The following is a 20518-nucleotide window of genomic DNA, read 5'->3' as shown; positions in this document are numbered from 1 at the left end:
TCTATGGCGAAGGGATGAGCAAGACACCCGCATCCCCCAAACGCCCCGCCCGCCCAACGGCAGCGGCCCGCAAAACCACGCAAACCGACACCTTGGGCGCCGAAACCACGCCCGACGGCGACCGGATTGCCAAAGTCCTGTCACGCGCAGGTGTTGCATCGCGGCGCGAGGCAGAACGGATGATCGCCGAGGGGCGCATTGCGGTAAATGGCAAGGTGATCGACAGCCCCGCTCTGAACGTAACCGGCACGGACCGCATCCTGGTCGATGGCAAACCCTTGCCCGAGGCCGAAGCCCCGCGCCTGTGGCTCTATCACAAACCGGCGGGCCTTGTGACCACCACCAGCGACGAGCTGGGCCGCAAGACGATCTTTGATGAACTGCCCGAAGATCTGCCTCGGGTGATGACAGTGGGGCGTCTCGACCTCAACTCCGAAGGTTTGTTGCTGCTGACAAACGACGGCGGCATCAAGCGCAAGCTGGAACTGCCCTCCACCGGCTGGCTGCGCCGTTACCGTGTTCGTATCAAGGGCCGCCCGCAGGAAAGCGATTTCGAACCGCTGCGAAAGGGGCTGGTGATCGAGGGCGAAAAGTTCCAGCCGATGATCGTGACCCTGGACCGCCAGCAAGGCGCCAACGCCTGGCTGACCGTGGGCCTGCGCGAAGGCAAGAACCGCGAGATCCGCCGCGCTATTGAGGATATCGGCTTTTCGGTGAACCGCCTTTTGCGGCTTTCATACGGCCCCTTCCAGCTTGGGTCACTGAAACCCGGAGAGGTCGAAGAACTGCGCTCCCGCGTGATCCGCGATCAGCTGGGTCTTGAGCCGGAAAGCGCGGACACATCGGGCGCGGCAGCGCGGGCCAAACCCACCCGAGGCGCGCGTCCCGGTCGCAAAACATCTGGAAAAACACCGCCTCCCTATCGCGGCGAAGACATGGAGCGCGGCAAACCAGGCCCCAAAGCGGGTGTTCGGGGATCAAAACCGGATCAAAGGGACAAGCCCGCGAGTGGAAAGAAACCTCGTCCGGGGGCAAAGGGCCCATCCCGCCCCGGAAAAGGGCCAATCGGCAAAAATCCCCGGCGCTGAGGCATCTGGAACAGACTTCCCCCTAGTAAGCGCGCGCCTCATCTCTTAGATTTCGGACATGTAAACCTAACTCCTGGGGGAGCCCGCGTGCAGAAAGTCGCCTTTGCAGCCCTGATGATCCTGATGTTCGGCCTGAGCACCGGCTGGATCGTGGGAGGCTGAGCGCATGGCTCTGAGGTATGGCGGCAAGTACAGCCCGGACGGCGGATCGGATCAATCGAACGCCTCATCCGCAGGAAACGCCGCGCCCAAAGGAACTTCATTCCGCAATGCCAAGGTCGATCCGGTCGGCGCACGCGCCAACACGATGTTCGTGCCGGGTGGCGTGTTGCTGCTTCTGTCGCTGAACGATGGCGCGACGGGACTGGCCCTTGGGGGAACGGCGGCCGCGCTGTGGACCGGGGCCGCTTTCCTGTTGCGCGAAGGCCTGCGCGCGGAGACAGCCTTTGCCGCCCGCAAGGTGGCGCGCAAACCGGCACTGCCCCGCAAGATTCTCGCCTCGATCCTGACCGGCGCCGGTGCCGCGCTGGCCGCTTGGAAAGCAGAGCCGGGGATCCTTGTCGCCGCTGTCTATGGCCTGGCGGCCACGGGCCTGCACATGACGGCTTTCGGGATCGATCCCTTGCAGGACAAGGGCGTTGAGGGTGTCGATGATTTCCAGCAAAGCCGCGTCGCCCGCGCCGTGGATGAGGCCGAAGCTTACCTAAACGCCATGCGCGATGCGGCGCTGCGCGCGCAGGACCGGGATCTCGAGGCCCGTGTCGAACGTTTCCAGTCGGTCGCCCGCGAGATGTTCCGCACCATCGAGGAAGACCCGCGCGATCTGACCGGTGCCCGCAAGTATCTGACCGTCTACCTGCAGGGCGCGCGCGATGCCACAATCAAGTTCGCCGACATTTTCTCGCGCAGCCGCGATGCCGAGGCCCGCAAGGATTATCTTGCCCTGCTGGACGATCTGGAAAAGAATTTTGCGGCCCGCACACAGAAGATGCTGCTCGAAGACCGCAGTGACCTGACCATTGAAATCGATGTGCTGCGGGATCGTCTGCAGCGCGAAGGGGTCCAGCTGGACCGCAACTGACACTTTGACCTGAGGAACGCCGTTGATGTCCGAGACCGTTCAGAAAAAAGCCCTTGAGGCCGAAGCCCTCGTCACCGAGGTGACCGCTGTGGAACTTCCGGTCCCGGCGGGCGATGTGCCGCCCCTGGCGCAGGCGGATGCCGCCACCAGCGAAGCGATCCACAAGCGCATCGGCGAGATCGACATGAGCGACAGCAACTCGATCATCGGGTTCGGATCTGGCGCGCAGGCCGAACTGCAGACGATCAGCCAGGCAATGCTGGCCGATGTGCGCAACAAGGACGTCGGCCCGGCCGGCGACTCCCTGCGCGATATTGTCACCACGATCCGGGGCTTTTCGGTGTCCGAGCTGGATGTACGCCGCAAGCCGACCTTCTGGGAACGCCTTTTGGGCCGCGCCGCGCCTTTCGCCAAGTTCACAGCCCGCTACGAAACCATTCAGGCGCAGATTGACAAGATCACCGACGATCTTCTGGGGCACGAGCACACGCTGCTGAAAGACATCAAGTCGCTCGACCTGCTTTATGAGAAAACCCTCGATTTCTACGATGAGCTGGCGCTCTACATCGCGGCAGGTGAAGCCAAACTTGCAGATCTCGACAGCAACGACATTCCGGCGCTCGAAGCGGCCGTGCAGGCCGCTGCCGAGGCCGATCAGGTCATCCGTGCACAAGAGCTGCGCGATCTGCGTGCCGCGCGGGACGACCTGGAGCGCCGGGTGCACGATCTGAAACTGACCCGTCAGGTCACGATGCAATCGCTGCCGTCGATCCGCCTGGTTCAGGAAAACGACAAGTCGCTGGTCACCAAGATTAACTCGACCCTCGTCAACACCGTGCCTCTGTGGGAGACGCAGCTGGCGCAGGCCGTCACGATCCAGCGCTCGGCCGAGGCCGCCGCCGCGGTGCGCGATGCCAATGACCTGACGAATGAGCTGCTCACATCGAACGCCGCCAATCTGCGTGAAAGCAACAAGATGATCCGTCAGGAAATGGAACGCGGTGTCTTTGACATTGAGGCCGTGAAACAGGCCAACGCGGATCTGATCGGCACCATCCAGGAAAGCCTGCAGATCGCTGACGAAGGAAAGGCCAAACGCGCCGCCGCCGAGGAAGACCTCAAGAAGATGGAAGCGGACCTGCGTGACACGCTGGCAGCGGCAAAGGCACGGCGCGATGGGATCGGAGACAACACGGGCACGGCCGTTCCGACCTGACCCGATGGCAAAGTCGGCATCATATATCGGAGGCTCCGAACAAGGGCCAAGGGCCCTACGGCAGGGTGGCCGCCTTCTGGCGTTGGGCCTCGGTTTCCTCGCGATGGGATGCATGCCCGCAGGGCGCGGGGAGTCTCTGGTTCCAAAACCACGCCCGGCTTCCCTGTCCGTCCCGGCTGCCCCATCCGCAGCCAGCGCCGAGCTGCGACAGTACTACCGCGTCTTGCAGCAGGATCTGTTGACGCGGGGCCTGCTGCGCACCGATGGCGGAGGCCCGGACACGCCCTACGATGCCGAAGATCTGGCGACGAATTTCGAAGCCATTTCCTTTTACAACGAATACGCGGGCCGTGGTGGCGGTGCGACCGGCGGCCTGTCGCGCTGGTCGGGACCGGTCCGCATTCAAGCCGAGTTCGGCCCATCGGTGCCGGATGGCCAGCGTCTTGTGGACAATGAACGGGTGGCCAGCTTTGCCGCAAGGCTGGGCCGGATCACCAAACATCCCATTTCCGCCGTGCAAAGACGCGCGAATTTTCACGTGATCTTTGCAGGCAAGGATGACGGTGCCTTTGTGGCTGATCGCGTGCGTGCCCTTTTGCCGAACATCAGCCAAGGCGATTTCCAGTTATTCGTGGACCCGCCGCGCACGCACTATTGCTTTGTGCTCGCGGGCGGCGCGCAAAGCAGCCCCTTTGACTACATACGCGGCGTTGCGCTTATCCGCGCCGAGCACCCGGACCTGGTGCGCAACAGTTGCATTCACGAGGAAATCGCCCAAGGGCTGGGCCTCTTGAACGACAGCCCCAAGGCGCGCCCTTCCATCTTCAACGATGATGACGAATTTGCTTTTCTCACCAGCCATGACGAAAAGCTGCTGCAGATGCTTTACGATCCACGCCTGACCACGGGCATGAGCGCCGAAGAGGCGCGCCCCATTACCCGTATCATTGCCCGCGAACTGATGGGGCAGCCCCTTTGAAACCGGCGGCACGCGCCCTTGAACACGACATGAAGAGGACCTGACAGATGGGTATTTTCGACTTCCTGACCGGAGAGTTCATCGACGTCATCCACTGGGTGGATGATACCCGCGATACCATGGTCTGGCGCTTTGAACGCGAAGGTCATGAGATCAAGTATGGCGCCAAGCTGACGGTGCGCGAAGGTCAGGCGGCGGTCTTTGTCCATGAGGGGCAACTCGCCGATGTTTTTACCCCCGGTCTTTATATGCTTGAGACCAACAACATGCCGGTGATGACGACGCTGCAGCACTGGGACCACGGGTTTCAATCCCCTTTCAAATCCGAGGTCTATTTCGTCAGCACCACGCGGTTTAACGATCTGAAATGGGGCACCAAGAACCCGATCATCTGCCGCGACCCGGAGTTCGGGCCGGTGCGCCTGCGCGCCTTTGGCAGCTACTCGGTGCGGGTGGTCGATCCGGCGCGGTTCCTGACCGAGATTGTCGGCACCGATGGTGAGTTCACCATGGACGAAATCAGCTTCCAGATCCGCAACATCATCGTGCAGGAATTCAGCCGGGTGGTGGCAGGCTCGGGCATTCCGGTGCTGGACATGGCGGCCAATACCGCAGATCTGGGCAAGCTGGTCGCTGCAGAAATCTCGGCAACGGTGGCGGAATACGGCCTGTCCATCCCGGAGCTCTATATCGAGAACATTTCCCTGCCGCCCGCGGTGGAGCAGGCCATGGACCGGCGCACCCAGATGGGCATCATCGGGGACTTGGGCCGGTACACGCAGTTTGCAGCGGCCGAGGCGATGGATGCCGCCGCGCGCACGCCAAACAGCGGCATGGGCGCGGGTCTTGGCATGGGCATGGGCATGGCGATGGCACAGCAGGTGGCACAGGGCGCAGCGGGTCAACCCGCCGGCCCTTGGGGCCCCCGCCCCGCGCCCGCTGCTGCGCAGGCCCACCCCCAGGCCGCACCGGTCGCTCCGCCGCCACCGCCGGTGGAGCACGTCTGGCACATCGCCGAGAATGGACAGACCACAGGGCCCTACTCGAAAGCACGCCTTGGCCGTATGGCGCAGGAAGGGCAGCTCAAACGCGAGACCTATGTCTGGACTCCCGGTCAGGACGGATGGCAGCGCGCAGGAGATGTGACCGAACTGGCGCAGCTTTTTACCATCCTGCCGCCGCCTCCGCCGCCACCCGCCCCGGGCGGCTGATCCCTTGAACGCTTCGGTTTCACCTCTGAAACGCAAGATTTGCGAGAAACACACGTGTCCTCACCGCCACCGCCACCGGGCCTAAGCGCCGCAGAGTCTGCTCCCTTGACGGATACGGCCAATACGCCCAGTGAGACTCACCGTTTTCCTTGCGAGCAATGCGGCGCCGACTATCGCTTTGATCCGCGAAGCGGCACGCTCTGCTGTAGCCACTGCGGGCATGAGGAAAGGATCGCGGGGGGACCGTGGCGCGGCGGGGCCCTGCGGGAGATGGATTTTCGTGCAGCGCTGGATCGGCAACTCCCAGAGGCGGATATGGAGACCACGCGCGTCTCCAAGTGTCCGAACTGCGCCGCAGAGGTGGAGTTCGACCCAACCACCCATGCCCGCGAGTGCCCGTTTTGCGCAACGCCCGTGGTCACCGATACGGGCGAGAGCCGCCACATCAAACCAAAGGGCGTTCTGCCTTTTGCCATGGATGAGCGCAGCGCCCACAAGGCCATGACCGATTGGCTGGGCCGCCTGTGGTTCGCCCCAAGTGGCCTGAAGGAATACGCCCGCAAGGGCCGCCGGATGGAGGGGATCTATGTCCCCTACTGGACCTATGATGCCGATACCCGCAGCGCCTACCGGGGGGAGCGCGGCACCGTCTATTATGTCACGGAAACCGTGATGATCGACGGCAAGCCCACGGCGAGACAGGTGGCAAAGGTACGCTGGCGTCCGGTATCGGGCCGTGTAAAGCGCTTCTTTGACGATGTCCTGGTGCTGGCCTCCAAAAGCCTGCCGAAACGCTATACCGATGCGCTGGAGCCCTGGGACCTGTCTGCGCTTGAACCCTATCAGCCGCAGTATTTGGCCGGTTTCAGAGCCGAGGCCTATGCAGTGTCCCTGCAGGACGGCTTTGGCGAGGCAAGAGAGCGCATGGACCGGGTGATCGAACGCGACGTGCGCTTTGACATCGGAGGCGATCGTCAGCGCATTGCCCATATCGACACCGAGGTCTCGGACGTCACGTTCAAGCATATCCTGCTGCCGGTCTGGCTGGCTGCCTACAAATACCGGGGCAAGAGCTACCGGTTCGTGGTGAACGGCCAATCGGGCCGCGTGCAGGGCGAGCGCCCCTACTCCGCCTGGAAGATTGCGGGTGCGGTGGCCGTGGCACTGATCCTGGTCGGCGTGGCCGTTTACGTCGGCAATCAATAGCCGCAGAGTTTATTCGACACCGACAAAGCCCCGCCGCGGCGAGGCTCTGGAGGCTCACGGTTCTGCCGAAGGTCAACCCTTGGAGATTTCGATCTTCCTTGCCGTCTCGGGCTTTTGCAGCGCCTTCTTCGGCACGCTGATATGCAGCACCCCATCCTCCATTCGCGCGCTGGCCGCGGCCCCGTCCGCATCCTCGGGCAGCCGGAAGGCACGGCGGAACGCACCATACTGGCGCTCGCTGAAATACCAGGTGTCACCCTTCCTCTCGGATGAGGTCTTTTTCTCGCCGCTGATGGTCAGAACGCCATTGTCCACCGTCAGCTCCACATCGTCATCGGTGACGCCCGGCAGCTCCATCGTGATGTCATAGGCCTTGTCGCCGGACGAGGCTTCGGTTGCCGGGTTCAGCCAATCCGCAACCCGGGCACCAAGGGCACGGAAGGGATCGTAAAGCGAAGGCCAGAAACCGCTGTGCTCGGTCTTTTCCACCATGGATCAATCCTCCTGATTGAGACAGGCGCAGACTAGCACAACCCAGTGCCGATCCCCTTGATCCATCTCAAATCATCTCTTGCGGCCCGTGATGCCCATGGCCATTGTGGCGCCGCGCAACCGGAGGAAAGCCAAAAATGACCACACTGCCCGACCTTGCAGCGCTGGATGCCCTGTTCACGGCCCGGCACAGCTGCCGTGCCTTTCGCCCCGATCCGGTGGACCGTGCGATGATAGAGCAGATCCTGTGCGCGGCGCAGCGGGTGCCCTCGTGGTGCAATGCCCAGCCCTGGAAAGTGACGATCACCAGCGGCACCGAAACAGAACGGCTTCGCAAGGCCCTGACCGATTCGGCCATGGCCGGTGGTCACGCCCCGGATCTGCCCTTTCCCGATGGGTATTCGGGTGAATACCAGGCGCGCCGCCGCGAATGCGGATGGGCGCTTTATGAGGCCGTGGGCGTGGAAAAAGGGGACCGCGCGGGATCGGCCCGGCAGATGATGGAAAACTTTGCCCTATTCGGAGCGCCCCATTGCGCCATCCTGTCGTCCCCGAAAGAGCTCGGATCCTATGGCGCCATGGACTGCGGCGGATTTGTCTCGGCCTTTACACTCGCCGCGCAGGCGGCGGGTGTCGCCAGCATCGCTCAGGCCGCCGTCGCCTCCTTCGCGCCCATGCTGCATGAGATGCTGGAGATCCCCGAGGACCGGCTGATCCTCTGCGCACTCAGCTTTGGCTATGCAGACACGGACCACCCGGCCAACGCATTCCGCACCGGCCGCGCCCCGTTGGACGAGTTCGCTGACTGGCGCGGCTGACAACTATCTCAAGAAACGAAGGACAGCACCCATGCGAGCCCTCATTCAGCGCGTCAGCGACGCCTCTGTCACAGTTGATGGCGAGATCACCGGAGAGATCGGCAGCGGGCTATTGGTGCTCGTCTGCGCCATGGAGGGCGACAGAGAGGCCGAGGCCGACCGGCTGGCCACCAAGATCGCCAAGCTGCGCATCTTTCAGGATGAGGCAGGCAAGATGAATCGATCCGTCAGGGATATTGGCGGCGCGGTACTGGCCGTCAGCCAATTCACCCTGGCCGCCGATACAAGGCGCGGCAACCGGCCCGGTTTTTCTGCCGCCTCGGACCCTGAAACCGGAGCGCGGCTCTACGACCATTTCTGCGCTGCTTTGGCAACCCAGGACCTGCCGGTTGAGCGGGGTCGTTTTGGAGCGGACATGAAGGTGCGTCTTTTGAATGACGGACCGGTCACGATCTGGATGGATACCGCAGACTGGTAGTGGCTGCGATTCTCATCTCCTAGCCATTCAATGACCACGCATTGCTGAAGGTCGCCTGAAAAACGCAACGGAACAAAAACGGCATATTTCTGTCGCTTTTGATCACTTTTTCTCAGCCACCGGTTTTCTTTCACAAAAATGCGGCATATCACTGCGAAAAGGCGACCTGTTGACCGCACCAATGCCCATCGACGGAATTGGACCATCGCAGCGGCACAGGGATTAAAGCTTGCGAGGCCGCTGCAAATGCGCAAATCTTGAATAGCCAATCAAGAAAAACTGCGCAAAGCGGTACATTCAACTGGGAGAAATCGATGAAAGACCAACTGCATTTCATGGCCCGTCAGGCCGCCAAAGGCATGATGAGCCGCCGCGAGTTCATGGGCCGCGCCGCCGCGCTGGGCCTCACGGCCGCTGCTGCAAACGCGCTGCTGTCCACCGAAGTGATGGCTGCAGGCCCCCAAAAAGGCGGCACCATCCGTGTTGGCCTGCAGGGCGGCAGCACCACCGACAGTCTTGATCCGGCGCTGGCAACCAACCAGGTGGCCCTTTCTGTGATCCGCCTCTGGGGTGAATCGCTGGTCGAGCTGGCCGACGATGGCGGCATCCAGGGCAAGGTTGCCGAAAGCTTCTCCGCTTCGGCCGACGCCCGCGTCTGGACCTTCAAGATCCGCCAGGGCATCACCTTCTCAAATGGTAAACCTGTCACGGCCGACGACGTGGTGCAGACCATGGACCGGCACTCGGGCGAAGACACCAAGTCCGGCGCCCTCGGGATCATGCGCGGCATCAAGAATGTCTCTGGCGAAGGTGACAGCGTCGTCATCGAGCTGGACACCCCCAACGCCGACCTTCCCTATCTGCTGGCCGACTATCACCTGGCGATCCAGCCTGGCGGCGGCAAGGATGATCCGTCGGCAGCCATCGGCACCGGCCCCTATGTGCTGAAAGAAGCCGACATGGGCGTGCGGTTCGTCGCCGAGAAGAACCCCAACTATTGGGGCGATCTGGGCAATGCCGAAACCATCGAATACATCGTCATCAACGACAACACCGCCCGCGTTGCGGCGCTGCAGTCCGGTCAGGTTGACATGATTGACCGCGTGCCACCGCGCACCGCGAAACTGGTGGGCCGCGCTCCGGGCATCAACCTGCACACCACCAGCGGCCCCGGCCACTATGTGTTCATCATGCACTGCAACACGGCGCCGTTTGACAACAACGATGTGCGCATGGCGCTGAAATACGGCATCAACCGTCAGGAAATGGTCGACAAGATCCTGAACGGCTTTGGCTCGGTCGGCAACGACACCCCGATCAACGCCTCCTACCCGCTCTATACAGAGTTCGAACAGCGCGAATATGACCCGGACAAGGCCATGTTCCACCTCAAGAAATCGGGCCATGACGGCGAGATCCTGCTGCGCACCTCGGACAACTCCTTCCCGGGTGCACCGGATGCGGCGGCTCTGTTCCAGCAGTCCTGCGCGGGTGCGGGCATCAACCTCAACGTCAAGCGTGAGCCGAACGACGGCTACTGGTCCGAGGTCTGGAACAAGCAGCCCTTCTGCACCAGCTACTGGGGCGGCCGTCCGACCCAGGATCAGATGTTCACCACGGCCTATCTGTCCTCGGCTGACTGGAACGACACCCGCTTCAACAATGAGCAGTTCGACCAGTTGCTGCTGGCGGCGCGGGCCGAGCTGGACACCGGCAAGCGGACCCAGATGTATGCGGACATGTCCACCATCCTGCGTGACGAAGGCGGCCTGATCTGCCCGATGTTCAACGACTTTGTCGATGCAACCTCGGATCGCCTGGCCGGTTGGGTCGAAGACACCAAGGGCTTTGCCCTGATGAACTCCTACGCTCCGCACAGAATGTGGGTGAAGGCATAAGATGCCCCTCATTGTAAAACTATTGGTCCAGCGCATTGCGCTGGGCCTGTTCCTGCTATTGCTTGTTTCGGCCTTGATTTTTGCGGGAACCATCATCCTTCCGGGGGATGTGGCGCAGTCCATTCTGGGGCAGTCGGCAACCCCGGAGGCTCTGGCCAACCTGAGGGCCGAACTCGGCCTCAATGAACCTGCCCTGCAACGGTATTTCTCCTGGTTGGGCGGGCTGATGCAGGGGGATCTGGGCACGGCCCTAACCTCGGGACGGGACATTGGCGAGAGCATCGCACAGCGTCTGTCCAACACCCTTTTCCTCGCCTTTTGGGCCGCCATCATAGCCGTGCCGCTGGCCATTTTCCTTGGGCTTCTGGCCGTGCGCTATCGTGAGCGCTGGCCCGACAAGATGATTTCCGGCGTCACCCTGGCCTCGATCTCGATCCCTGAGTTCCTGATCGGCTATGTGCTGATGTTCTTCTTTGGCGTGAAGATGGGCTGGTTCTACCCGACCGCCGCAGCCTTTCGCCCCGATGCGCCGCTTCTGGACAAGCTGGTTGCCATAGCCCTGCCGGTCGCGACGCTGACCCTTGTGGTACTGGCGCACATGATGCGCATGACGCGCGCTGCGATCCTCAACGTGATGCAATCGGCCTATATCGAGACGGCCGAACTGAAGGGCCTCAACAGTTTTCAGGTGATCTATCGCCACGCCTTTCCGAACGCCATCGCACCGATCGTGAACGTCGTGATGCTGAACCTTGCCTACCTGGTGGTGGGCGTCGTGGTGATCGAAGTGGTCTTTGTCTATCCCGGCATGGGTCAGTACCTGGTGGATAGCGTGTCCAAACGGGACGTTCCGGTTGTGCAGGCCTGCGGTATCATCTTTGCCGCCGTTTATATCGGTCTCAACATGATTGCCGATATCGTCGCCATCCTTTCCAACCCAAGACTGAGGCACCCGAAATGAGAATTCCTCTTGCTGCAGCCATTGGGATCTTCTTCACCGCGCTTTACTTCCTCGCGGCCATCTTTGCGCCGCTGCTGGCGCCCTATGGCTATGACGAAGTCGTCAGTTCCGGCTTCTGGGATCCGCCGAGCGCCGAGTTCCTTCTGGGCACCGACGGTATTGGACGCGATCTGCTGTCGCGTATGATCTACGGCGGGCAGACCACGATCTTTGTCGCCACCGCAGCCACCATCCTGTCCTTTACCACCGGATCCGTGCTGGGTTTTCTGGCCGCCGTGGCCGGGGGGTGGGTGGACCAACTGCTGTCGCGTTTCGTAGACCTGCTGATGTCGATCCCGTCACTGATCTTTGCCCTTGTGGTTCTGTCGGTGATGCCGGTGACCCTGCCGGTTCTGATTGTGGTGATGGGTCTTTTGGACTCCACCCGCGTCTTCCGCCTGTCGCGCGCCGTCGCCGTCGATATCGAGGTTATGGACTATGTCGAAGCCGCGCGTCTGCGCGGTGAGAAAACCGCATGGATCATCTTCCGCGAAATCCTGCCCAATGCCCTGTCGCCGCTGGTGGCCGAAATGGGCCTGCGCTTCATCTTCATGGTTCTGTTCGTCTCGACCCTGTCGTTCCTCGGCCTTGGCATTCAGCCGCCGCAGGCGGACTGGGGCGGCATTGTGAAGGAAAACGCCGAAGGCATCGTCTATGGCGCCCCGGCCGCGCTGATGCCGGCCTTTGCCATCGCCACCCTCGCCATCTCGGTGAATCTGGTGGCCGACTGGATCCTGAACCGAACCACCTCGCTGAAAGGAGGCCGCGGATGAGCGATCCCCTCGTAAAAGTCCGCGACCTCAAGATCGGCGCCACGGTCTACCCGCCGGGCGAAAAGCCCCATGACATCGAAATCGTGCATGGCGTCAGTTTCGATCTGGAAAAGGGCAAGGTGCTGGGCCTGATCGGTGAGTCCGGCGCCGGGAAATCCACCATCGGCCTGGCCTCCATGGCCTATGGCCGGGGCGGCGTGAGGATCACGGGCGGTGAAGTCTGGATCAACGGGCGAGACATTCTGAAAACCTCTTTCCGGGATGTGCGGGCCCTGCGCGGCGGCGAGGTCACCTATGTGTCGCAATCCGCGGCAGCCTCGTTCAATCCGGCCAAGAAGATCATGGAGCAGGTCACCGAGGCCGCGATCGAGCAAGGCAAGTTTTCCAAGAAGGACGCCGAGGCGCGCGCGCGCGCACTCTTTGCCAAGCTTGGCCTGCCCGATCCCGACCACATCGGAGAGCGCTACCCGCACCAGGTCTCGGGCGGGCAGCTGCAGCGCTGCATGACGGCGCTGGCCCTGTGCCCAGAGCCCGATCTTGTGGTCTTTGACGAGCCCACGACGGCGCTGGATGTGACCACGCAGATCGACGTACTGAAGGCGATCAAGGAAGCGATCCGCGATACCGGTGTGGCGGCGCTCTATATCACCCACGATCTGGCCGTTGTGGCACAGGTGAGCGATGACATCATGGTGCTGCGCAATGGCGACATGGTGGAATACGGCGATGTGAACCAGATCATCAACGCGCCGCAGGAAGACTACACCAAGGCGCTGGTGTCGGTCCGCTCGATCGAGCATGAAGAAAAGACGCCCTCGGGCGAGCCGGTGCTCAGCATCCGCAACATCACAGCGCGCTACAAGGGCACCAAGTTCGACGTGCTGCACAATGTGAACGCCGACCTTTACCCCGGCCAGACACTGGCGGTGGTGGGCGAATCCGGATCTGGCAAATCCACCCTCGCCCGCGTGATCACGGGTCTTCTGCCGCCGCGCGAGGGCCAGATCGAATTTGCAGGCCGTGTGCTCTCCCCCGATCTGCCCAGCCGCACGCGGGACGACCTGCGCGAATTGCAGATGATCTACCAGATGGCCGATGTAGCGATGAACCCGCGCCAGACGGTCGGCACCATCATCGGGCGCCCGCTGGAGTTCTACTTCGGCATGAAGGGCGCTGAAAAGCGCAAGCGCATCATCGAACTGCTGGACGAGATCGAACTGGGCGAAGGCTTCATCGACCGCTACCCGGCCGAGCTGTCGGGCGGTCAGAAGCAGCGTGTCTGCATCGCGCGCGCGCTGGCGGCCAAGCCCAAGATGATCATCTGCGACGAGGTGACATCCGCGCTCGACCCGCTGGTGGCGGACGGCATTCTGAAATTGCTGCTCAATCTGCAAAAGATCGAGAACGTGGCCTATCTGTTCATCACCCACGATCTGGCGACGGTGCGGGCCATCTCGGACAATATCGCCGTGATGTATCAGGGCCGTGTGCAGCGCTATGGCAGCAAGTCAGAGGTTCTGTCGCCGCCCTTCGATGATTACACCGATCTGTTGCTCGGCTCGGTCCCTGAAATGCGGCTTGGCTGGCTGGAAGAAGTCATCGCCAACCGCAAGATGGAAAGCGCAGGCAACTGACCATGTCAGCCCCTTAAGCATAGCTTGCAGGCCCGCCCCCTCGCGGGCCTGTTTCCTTTCCCCGATGGCTCCTCACCTGCAAGGATAGATGAATATGGACCGCAAACTCCTTCTGATCATTCTGGACGGCGTGCCCTGGCGCAACTTCCGCCGCCTGTTCGGCAATCTCGAAGGCTGGGTGGACAGCGGCGATGCCCGCGTCTGGAAGCAGCGCGCGGTGCTGCCTTCGATCTCGGCCAGTTGCTATGCCTCCATCCACACCGGCGTCGCCCCGGCCGAGCATGGCTGCACCGGAAACGGAAATGTGTTTCGCCTGTCGCACAAGGACGTCTTCAGCCAGGTGCGCGCGGGCGGCGGCGTGACCGGCGCTGTCGCTCACAGCTTTTGGTCCGAGTTCTTCAATCGCCATCCCTTCGACTACGTGCGCGATATCGAATATGACGAACCCGAGAGCGAGACGATCAACCACGGCCGTTTTCACACCATGACGGGCTATGGGCTGATCAACCAGATGACACCATCGGATGTGGATCTCTTTGGTACGCTTACCAACCTCGCCCATCGGTTCGATTTGAACTACGGCATGCTGCACACCTGCACGCTCGACAGTATGGGGCATCGGTTCTTCCATGATTGCCAGGAGATGGACCATGCCTGCGCGGTGATGGACGAAATGCTGGCCCCCTTCATCCCGCGCTGGCGCAAGATGGGCTATGAGGTGATCGTCACCGCCGACCACGGCCAGGACGAACGCGGCCACCACGGCGGGCGCAGCCCGCTCCAGCAGGAAACCGCGCTGTACTACTTTGGTGATGCCGACGGCCCCGCCGAGGACGCTGTGATCGACCAGTTGCAGCTGGCGCCAACAATCCTGTCTCGTCTTGGTGCTCCCATTGCCGAGACCATGAAAGCCAAACCGTTTCTGGTGTAATCCTTTTGCAATCAAAAGCTGCGAAGTTTTGGCGCCACAGTTAGATTGCCAAGGGAGCTACCCGTGAAACGAATGCTAATTGCCCTCACCTTGCTGGCCGGTCCTGCTGCGGCCAGCGATTACTGCCACGATCTCTGGTACACGCGCAATGCGATCATGGATCAGGCAGGGTATTGCTTTGGATCGGTTCTGGGACAGGCTGTCTTTGGCACAGGCCCCTGTATCGGCAAGTCCGTCACGCTCAGCCCCCAGGACAATCGGACCGTCGCAAGGCTGCGCGCCGCCGAAAAATAGATGTCCTGCCGTGTAAACACAAAGCAGCCGCACCTTGATCTCGATGACCTCTTTGTGCGGCGGCAGCTTTGGGACATTCCGATCCCCGACGAAGGGCAAAGCGCCTGTATCGGCTGGATGGGGCCACAGGTCACGCTGCACGCAGGCCAAGGCGCCGACACCCCCGTCGTGGGCTCCATCATACCGGGGCAAACCGTGTCATACGGGCATTGGCCCGGCGCCGGTTGGACCTATGTCACCGTCTCTCAGGGCAGGGGCGACTGGCGCACGATCAGCGGTGGCTGGATGAACTACGAACGCATCGGAGAGGTGCCCTGCCAGCAGTACGCAGGGTGACCGTTCAGTCGTAGGGCCAGACCTCCTGGCCCAGGGCCTCGATCGCCACTGAAATCCGCTCGAAACTGTCGCGCGCACGCTGAACCGAATGGCGGGCGCGCAGATAGCCGTGCACAAGGCCCTCTTCGTTTATCCAATGTGCCCTGCCCCCTGCGGCAAGGATCCGATCCCGGTAGGCGCGGCTGTCATCGCGCACCGGGTCGCAATCGGCGGTGACCAGAACGGTCGGCGGAAGGTCAGAGAAGTCGCTGTCATGAAGCGGTGCGAATGTGGGATCGCCCTTGGGCGGGGTGCCCCCCACGCAGCGGATGCGCTGATAGAACAGGATCTCGTCACGGGTCAGCATCGGAGCATCGGCGTGCTCAACGTAGGATCCGGCGTTCACATCCCCGCCAAAGGCGCCGTAGACAAGAACCTGGCCCAACAAGCGGTCGGTTGACCCGCGCGCGCGATGCGCCACCGCCGCACAGAGGTTCGCCCCGGCGCTGTCGCCCGCCAAAACGATACCTCCGTCAAATTCGGAGAGACACCATTCAAAGGCCGCCCCTGCATCCTCGAACATGGCCGGGTGCAGGTGCTCGGGTGCGAGGCGATAGTCCACGGCCACCACACGATAGCCGCTCTGTGCACAAATCTCGGCGCAGACGTCATCGTGGCTTTCAAGGCCGCCAACGACAAAGCCGCCGCCGTGGCAGTACATCACCGTGCGGGTTGGATCGCCTGCGGTGTAGACGCGCACTGGAACCCCGGAAGCGAGGGTATCGGTGCAGTCAACCACATCCGGGCGCGGTGCTCGGAAACTCTCGGACATTGCATCATAGATCGCGCGCTGCTCGGCGATGGACCGCTCCGCCGTATCTGCCGGGTAGCAGTCCGCAGTCTTGCGGATAAAGCCCCAGGTTTCCGCATCGATCAGCTTTTCATAGTCCATGACAAGGACGCCTCCAGTATTCCTGCCTGCAAAGCCTAGGCCACGAAGAGGCAGAAAGGGAATGCCAAAACGACAACAAAGCGCCCCCGGAGGGCGCTTTGCCGTGTCGCGTTTTCGTTTGGCTCAGGCCGCAGTCTGAGCCTGTGGCAGATGCTCCCACGGGCGGGTGAAGCCGCCCAGAACCTGAGCGATTTCGGCATCGCAGGAGCCGTTTGCCTCGACCTGTGCCACCAGACCGCGTTTCTTGTCGTCGATCACCGCTTCGACACGGGCAGGCAGACCCGCCTTCAGCAGCGCCTCGTTGTAGATGCGCGTGATGGCATTCTTGCGCAGATCCGGCTTGAAGACCTTGCCAACGGCGGTCTTGGGCAGCTCGTCCAAAATGGTCATGTGTTTCGGGATCGCCGCGCGTTCATGGATATGGACCTTGCAGTAATCCATAAGCTCTTCTGCGGTCACGCTGGCGCCCTCGACCAGTTCGACAAAGGCGCAAGGCACCTCGCCCGCGTGCAGGTCCGGCTGGCCGATGGCACCGGCAAAGGCCACGGCCTCATGACCCAAAAGCGCCTCCTCGATCTCGGCGGGGTCGATGTTATGGCCACCGCGAATGATCAGATCCTTGGCGCGGCCCGTGATCCAGACATAGCCATCGGCGTCGATACGGCCCAGATCCCCTGTGCGCAGGTAGCTGTCGTGGAAATAGAGATCCGCGTTCTTCTCGGCCTCGGTATAGGTATTGCCCGCATAGACGCCGGGGTTGGAAACGCAGATCTCGCCCACCTCATCGGTGCCGCATTCCACCAGCCCATCGGCGGTGGACTTGATGATCTTCACATCCGTATAGGGGAAGGGAATGCCGATCGAGCCGATCTTCTTTTCGCCGTCCACCGGGTTGCAGGACACAAGACAGGTCGCTTCGGTCAGACCGTAGCCTTCGACGATATTGACGCCGGTCGCCTTCTCGAACCGGCGGAACAGCTCCACCGGCAACGGAGCGGAGCCCGAGAACGCGGTCTTCACGGTAGAGATATCCGCATCCACCGGGCGCTGCATCTTGGCGGAAATCGCCGTGGGCACAGTGATGATGAAAGAAATCTTCCAGCGTTCGATCAGTTTCCAGAAGTTGTCGAACACCCCATCTCCGCGATAACCCTGAGGCGTGGGGAAGACCACATGCGCCCCAGAAGCAACCGCCGCCATGACGATCACGTGACAGGCAAAAACGTGGAACAGCGGCAAAGGACACATGATATTGTCCTCTTCAGTGAACAGCAGGCTGTGCCCGATCCAGCCGTTGTAGATCATACCGGAATACTTGTGCTGGGCCACCTTGGGCATGCCCGTGGTGCCACCGGTGTGGAAGTAGCAGGCGACACGATCTTCCGTACTGTCAGCAAACTGCAGCGTCGTGGGCTGTTTGCGCAGCTCTTTGGTGAAGCTCTTGTAATCCGCATGGGCCAGCTGCGCCTTGTTTCTATCCAGCTTGGGACGCACCAGAGGCACGATCCACGACTTCGGAGGCGTCAGATGGCGGTTCAGGTCCACTTCCAGGATGGTGTTCACATGGGGCGCGTGGCGCACAGCCTCGGCCACCTTCTGGGCCACATCCGTCTTGGGGAAGGGCTTGAGTGTCACCACCACCTTGGCGTTGGTTTCCCGCAGGATCGAGGCGATCTGTTCAGGCTCCAGCAGCGGGTTGATAGGATTGACGATCCCAGCCACGGCGCCACCCAGCATGGTCACCAGCGTCTCGGTACAATTCGGCAGCACATAGGCAACCACGTCATTCTCGCCGATGCCAAGCTCGCGGAACATGTTTGCCGCCTGAGTCACCTGGTCCTTGAGCTGGCTCCAGGTCAGGGTTTCGGCCTTGTCCTTGGGACCGGAAAAGATCTGATAGCTGATCGCATTGTTGTTTGGGAACTTGCCTGCCGTACGCGACAACAGCCCGTACAGAGTCGCAGGCAGATCCCGCTGCTCCCACGACATTTCTTTCTCGACCGCCTTGGTGTCTTCCAACGTGGCAAACGGCATTGATGTCCTCCCCTGCCCCCTGTTTTCGGGGGTATTGTCTCCTGCAACTAAAATGGGTGCAAAACCCGCGCTGTGCAAGCGCAGCGCAGAGGTCACGTCAAGGCAAGCAGCCTTTTTACGCTGCGACAAAGCACCAGTTTACCAAGGGGAAACCCGGTCAGATACGAATATTGGGCACCCTGGGTGGTGTTTACTCTGCAGCAAGCCCGTCGGTGAACTGAAGCCGCGCCAGGCGCGCATAAAGACCGCCCTCTGCCACCAATGTATCATGGGTGCCGGTCGCAACAATCCGGCCCTGGTCCATCACAACGATCCGATCCGCCTTTTTCACAGTCGAAAGACGATGCGCGACGATCAGGGTCGTACGGCCCTGGCTGAGGTCATCCACGGCAGCCTGCACAAGTCGCTCACTTTCGGCATCAAGCGCCGAAGTCGCCTCGTCCAGAAGCAGAACCGGCGCATCCCTCAGGATCGCACGGGCGATGGCAATGCGCTGTTTCTGACCGCCCGACAGCATCACGCCGCGCTCGCCCACATAGCTGTCATAGCCTTCGGGCAGCGCCGAGATGAACTCATGCGCGGCGGCGGCCTTTGCGGCGGCCTCGACCTCGGCATCGCTGGCCTCGGGACGACCGAAGCGGATGTTTTCACGGGCCGAAGCGGCGAAGATCACCGGATCCTGCGGGACCATGGCGATATGTTTGCGGAAGTCATCCCGTTGAAGATCGCTGAGCGCGATCCCATCCAGACGCACCGCGCCCTCATTGGGGTCATAAAACCGCTGTATCAGCTGAATGATGGTGGTCTTCCCCGCACCGGACGGGCCGACAAAGGCAATGGTTTCCCCCGGCTGAATGACGAGGGAGACGTCATCCAGCGCCAGAACGTCCGGGCGCGCCGGGTAGCGGAACATCACATTGTCAAAGCGGATCTCTCCCCGCACCGGCTGCGCCAACGCCTTGGGAGCCGCAGGATCCACCACCGGGTCGGTTGCACTGAGCAGTTCAATCAACCGCTCGGTCGCACCGGCCGCACGCTGCAGCTCGCTCCAGATTTCCGACAGGGCCGCGACGGAGCCGGCAACAAGCACAGCATAGATGACAAACTGGACAAGGCTTCCCTCGCTCATATTGCCGCTGCGCACATCGACAGCCCCCATCCACAGGACGCCCACGATACCGGAAAAGACCAGCAGGATGACGATGACGGTCAGAAAAGCGCGCGTGCGGATCCGTTTGCGCGAGACGTCATAGGCCGTTTCGGTCATCTTCGCGAATTTCTGGCGGCTGGTCTCCTCGTGGGTGAAGGCCTGCACGGTCTGCACCGCGCCCAGCGCCTCGCCCGCGTTCCCCGAAGAGGCCGCGATCCAGTCCTGGTTTTCGCGGCTGATCGCCCGCAGACGGCGCCCCAGCACCAGGATCGGCACCACAACCGCGGGCACGATCAGCAGCACCAGCCCCGTCAGCTTGGCCGAGGTCAGAAGCATCAGGATCATGCCGCCGCCGAACAAGAGCATGTTGCGCAGGGCGATGGAAACAGAGGAACCCAGAACCGACTGGATCAGTGTAGTATCGGTGGTGATCCGGCTTAGGACTTCGCCGGTCATGATGCGCTCGTAAAACTCCGGGCTCATGCCGATGACCCGGTCGAACACCGCCTTGCGGATATCGGCCACCACCCGTTCGCCCAAACGCGTCACCAGCGCATAGCGCAGGCCGGTGCCCACCGCCAGCAAGGCTGCCATGCCCAGCGCCGCAAGGAAATACTGGTTCAAAAGCGCCGTATCCGAGAAGCGGAAATTGTCCACCACCCGGCGCACCGCCAAAGGCAGACTGAGCGACACACCCGCCGTCAGCACCAGAGCGCAGGTAGCCATGAACATCAGCGCCCGATAGGGTCTCATGAAGGGCCAGAGCGCTGCCAGCACGCCGATCTTGCGCGATCCCTGCCGCTCTTCATTCGCGTTCGGTGCTGCCGTCGTGCGCGCCATTCCAGATCCTTCTAACAGTCGTTCAGACAAGATGCCGTACCCTGTCTGATAGCCTTTCAATGTCCCGAAGGTTCATGGCCTTGCGAGCCCCATAGGTCAAGCGCTCAGGCCAAGGGCATCTGGCCGCA

19 protein-coding genes are annotated in these 20518 nt (G+C 61.9%); 15 read left to right on the top strand and 4 right to left on the bottom strand.

The window, feature by feature from the left end; genetic code table 11:
• Positions 1–14: 14 nt before the first annotated feature.
• The 6 genes from AADA15_RS04260 (at position 15) to AADA15_RS04235 (ending at position 6781) form a co-directional block, all read left to right on the top strand.
• Positions 15–1088 carry a pseudouridine synthase gene (locus AADA15_RS04260; protein ID WP_341640304.1) on the top strand — a complete coding sequence of 358 codons (1074 nt, stop codon included), beginning with the start codon at positions 15–17 and terminating at the stop codon, positions 1086–1088.
• 166 nt (positions 1089–1254) lie between these two features.
• Entirely contained in the window at positions 1255–2169 is a 915-nt protein-coding gene (locus AADA15_RS04255; RefSeq protein ID WP_341640303.1) for a 5-bromo-4-chloroindolyl phosphate hydrolysis family protein, read from the top strand.
• Between the two features lie 25 nt (positions 2170–2194).
• The gene (locus tag AADA15_RS04250) at positions 2195–3385 is read left to right on the top strand and encodes a toxic anion resistance protein (RefSeq protein ID WP_341640302.1); all 1191 of its coding nucleotides are present in this window, start codon (positions 2195–2197) and stop codon (positions 3383–3385) included.
• Positions 3386–3488: 103 nt separating this feature from the next.
• Positions 3489–4364 carry a DUF2927 domain-containing protein gene (locus AADA15_RS04245; protein WP_341640575.1) on the top strand — a complete coding sequence of 292 codons (876 nt, stop codon included), beginning with the start codon at positions 3489–3491 and terminating at the stop codon, positions 4362–4364.
• A gap of 47 nt (positions 4365–4411) precedes the next feature.
• Entirely contained in the window at positions 4412–5575 is a 1164-nt protein-coding gene (locus AADA15_RS04240; protein WP_341640301.1) for an SPFH domain-containing protein, read from the top strand.
• Between the two features lie 54 nt (positions 5576–5629).
• On the top strand, positions 5630–6781 hold the full coding sequence (locus AADA15_RS04235) for a primosomal protein N' (replication factor Y) - superfamily II helicase (RefSeq protein ID WP_437343168.1): 1152 nt from the start codon (positions 5630–5632) through the stop codon (positions 6779–6781).
• Between the two features lie 72 nt (positions 6782–6853).
• Here AADA15_RS04235 and AADA15_RS04230 read toward each other — a convergent pair whose 3' ends face one another.
• Entirely contained in the window at positions 6854–7273 is a 420-nt protein-coding gene (locus AADA15_RS04230) for an Hsp20/alpha crystallin family protein (RefSeq protein ID WP_341640299.1), read from the bottom strand.
• Positions 7274–7410: 137 nt separating this feature from the next.
• Between AADA15_RS04230 and AADA15_RS04225 the strand changes: the two genes are divergently transcribed.
• The 9 genes from AADA15_RS04225 to AADA15_RS04185 all read left to right on the top strand — a co-directional run bounded on the left by AADA15_RS04225 (position 7411) and on the right by AADA15_RS04185 (position 15435).
• Positions 7411–8091, top strand: a complete 681-nt coding sequence (locus tag AADA15_RS04225; protein ID WP_341640298.1) for a nitroreductase — start codon at positions 7411–7413, stop codon at positions 8089–8091.
• 31 nt (positions 8092–8122) lie between these two features.
• A complete protein-coding gene (dtd, locus tag AADA15_RS04220) occupies positions 8123–8569 on the top strand; it encodes a D-aminoacyl-tRNA deacylase (protein ID WP_341640297.1) in 447 nt (148 codons plus the stop codon).
• A 314-nt stretch (positions 8570–8883) separates the two neighbouring features.
• A complete protein-coding gene (locus AADA15_RS04215; protein WP_341640296.1) occupies positions 8884–10467 on the top strand; it encodes an ABC transporter substrate-binding protein in 1584 nt (527 codons plus the stop codon).
• 1 nt (position 10468) lies between these two features.
• Positions 10469–11428 carry an ABC transporter permease gene (locus AADA15_RS04210; RefSeq protein ID WP_341640295.1) on the top strand — a complete coding sequence of 320 codons (960 nt, stop codon included), beginning with the start codon at positions 10469–10471 and terminating at the stop codon, positions 11426–11428.
• Positions 11425–12240 carry an ABC transporter permease gene (locus tag AADA15_RS04205; RefSeq protein ID WP_341640294.1) on the top strand — a complete coding sequence of 272 codons (816 nt, stop codon included), beginning with the start codon at positions 11425–11427 and terminating at the stop codon, positions 12238–12240. Before AADA15_RS04210 ends, AADA15_RS04205 begins: the two co-directional genes overlap by 4 nt.
• On the top strand, positions 12237–13874 hold the full coding sequence (locus AADA15_RS04200; protein ID WP_341640293.1) for an ABC transporter ATP-binding protein: 1638 nt from the start codon (positions 12237–12239) through the stop codon (positions 13872–13874). Before AADA15_RS04205 ends, AADA15_RS04200 begins: the two co-directional genes overlap by 4 nt.
• 94 nt (positions 13875–13968) lie before the next feature.
• On the top strand, positions 13969–14805 hold the full coding sequence (locus tag AADA15_RS04195) for an alkaline phosphatase family protein (protein WP_341640292.1): 837 nt from the start codon (positions 13969–13971) through the stop codon (positions 14803–14805).
• Between the two features lie 72 nt (positions 14806–14877).
• Positions 14878–15099: a YARHG domain-containing protein gene (locus AADA15_RS04190; RefSeq protein ID WP_341640574.1), complete on the top strand. Its 222-nt coding sequence runs from the start codon at positions 14878–14880 to the stop codon at positions 15097–15099.
• Positions 15100–15435 carry a DUF4453 domain-containing protein gene (locus tag AADA15_RS04185; protein ID WP_341640291.1) on the top strand — a complete coding sequence of 112 codons (336 nt, stop codon included), beginning with the start codon at positions 15100–15102 and terminating at the stop codon, positions 15433–15435. It abuts the gene before it with no gap.
• Between the two features lie 4 nt (positions 15436–15439).
• Here AADA15_RS04185 and AADA15_RS04180 read toward each other — a convergent pair whose 3' ends face one another.
• The 3 genes from AADA15_RS04180 to AADA15_RS04170 all read right to left on the bottom strand — a co-directional run bounded on the left by AADA15_RS04180 (position 15440) and on the right by AADA15_RS04170 (position 20390).
• Positions 15440–16366 (bottom strand): alpha/beta hydrolase, encoded by a 927-nt coding sequence (locus AADA15_RS04180; protein WP_341640290.1) that lies wholly within the window; start codon positions 16364–16366, stop codon positions 15440–15442.
• A 123-nt stretch (positions 16367–16489) separates the two neighbouring features.
• On the bottom strand, positions 16490–18400 hold the full coding sequence (locus AADA15_RS04175; protein WP_341640289.1) for an acyl-CoA synthetase: 1911 nt from the start codon (positions 18398–18400) through the stop codon (positions 16490–16492).
• A 190-nt stretch (positions 18401–18590) separates the two neighbouring features.
• Entirely contained in the window at positions 18591–20390 is a 1800-nt protein-coding gene (locus AADA15_RS04170; protein ID WP_341640288.1) for an ABC transporter transmembrane domain-containing protein, read from the bottom strand.
• Positions 20391–20518: the final 128 nt, after the last annotated feature.

It is taken from the genome of Phycobacter sedimenti (assembly GCF_038148855.1).
Taxonomy (GTDB): Bacteria; Pseudomonadota; Alphaproteobacteria; order Rhodobacterales; family Rhodobacteraceae; genus Phycobacter; species Phycobacter sedimenti.
The sequence above is the reverse complement of the archived record's forward strand: the minus strand, read 5'-3'. Positions and strand labels throughout refer to the sequence as shown.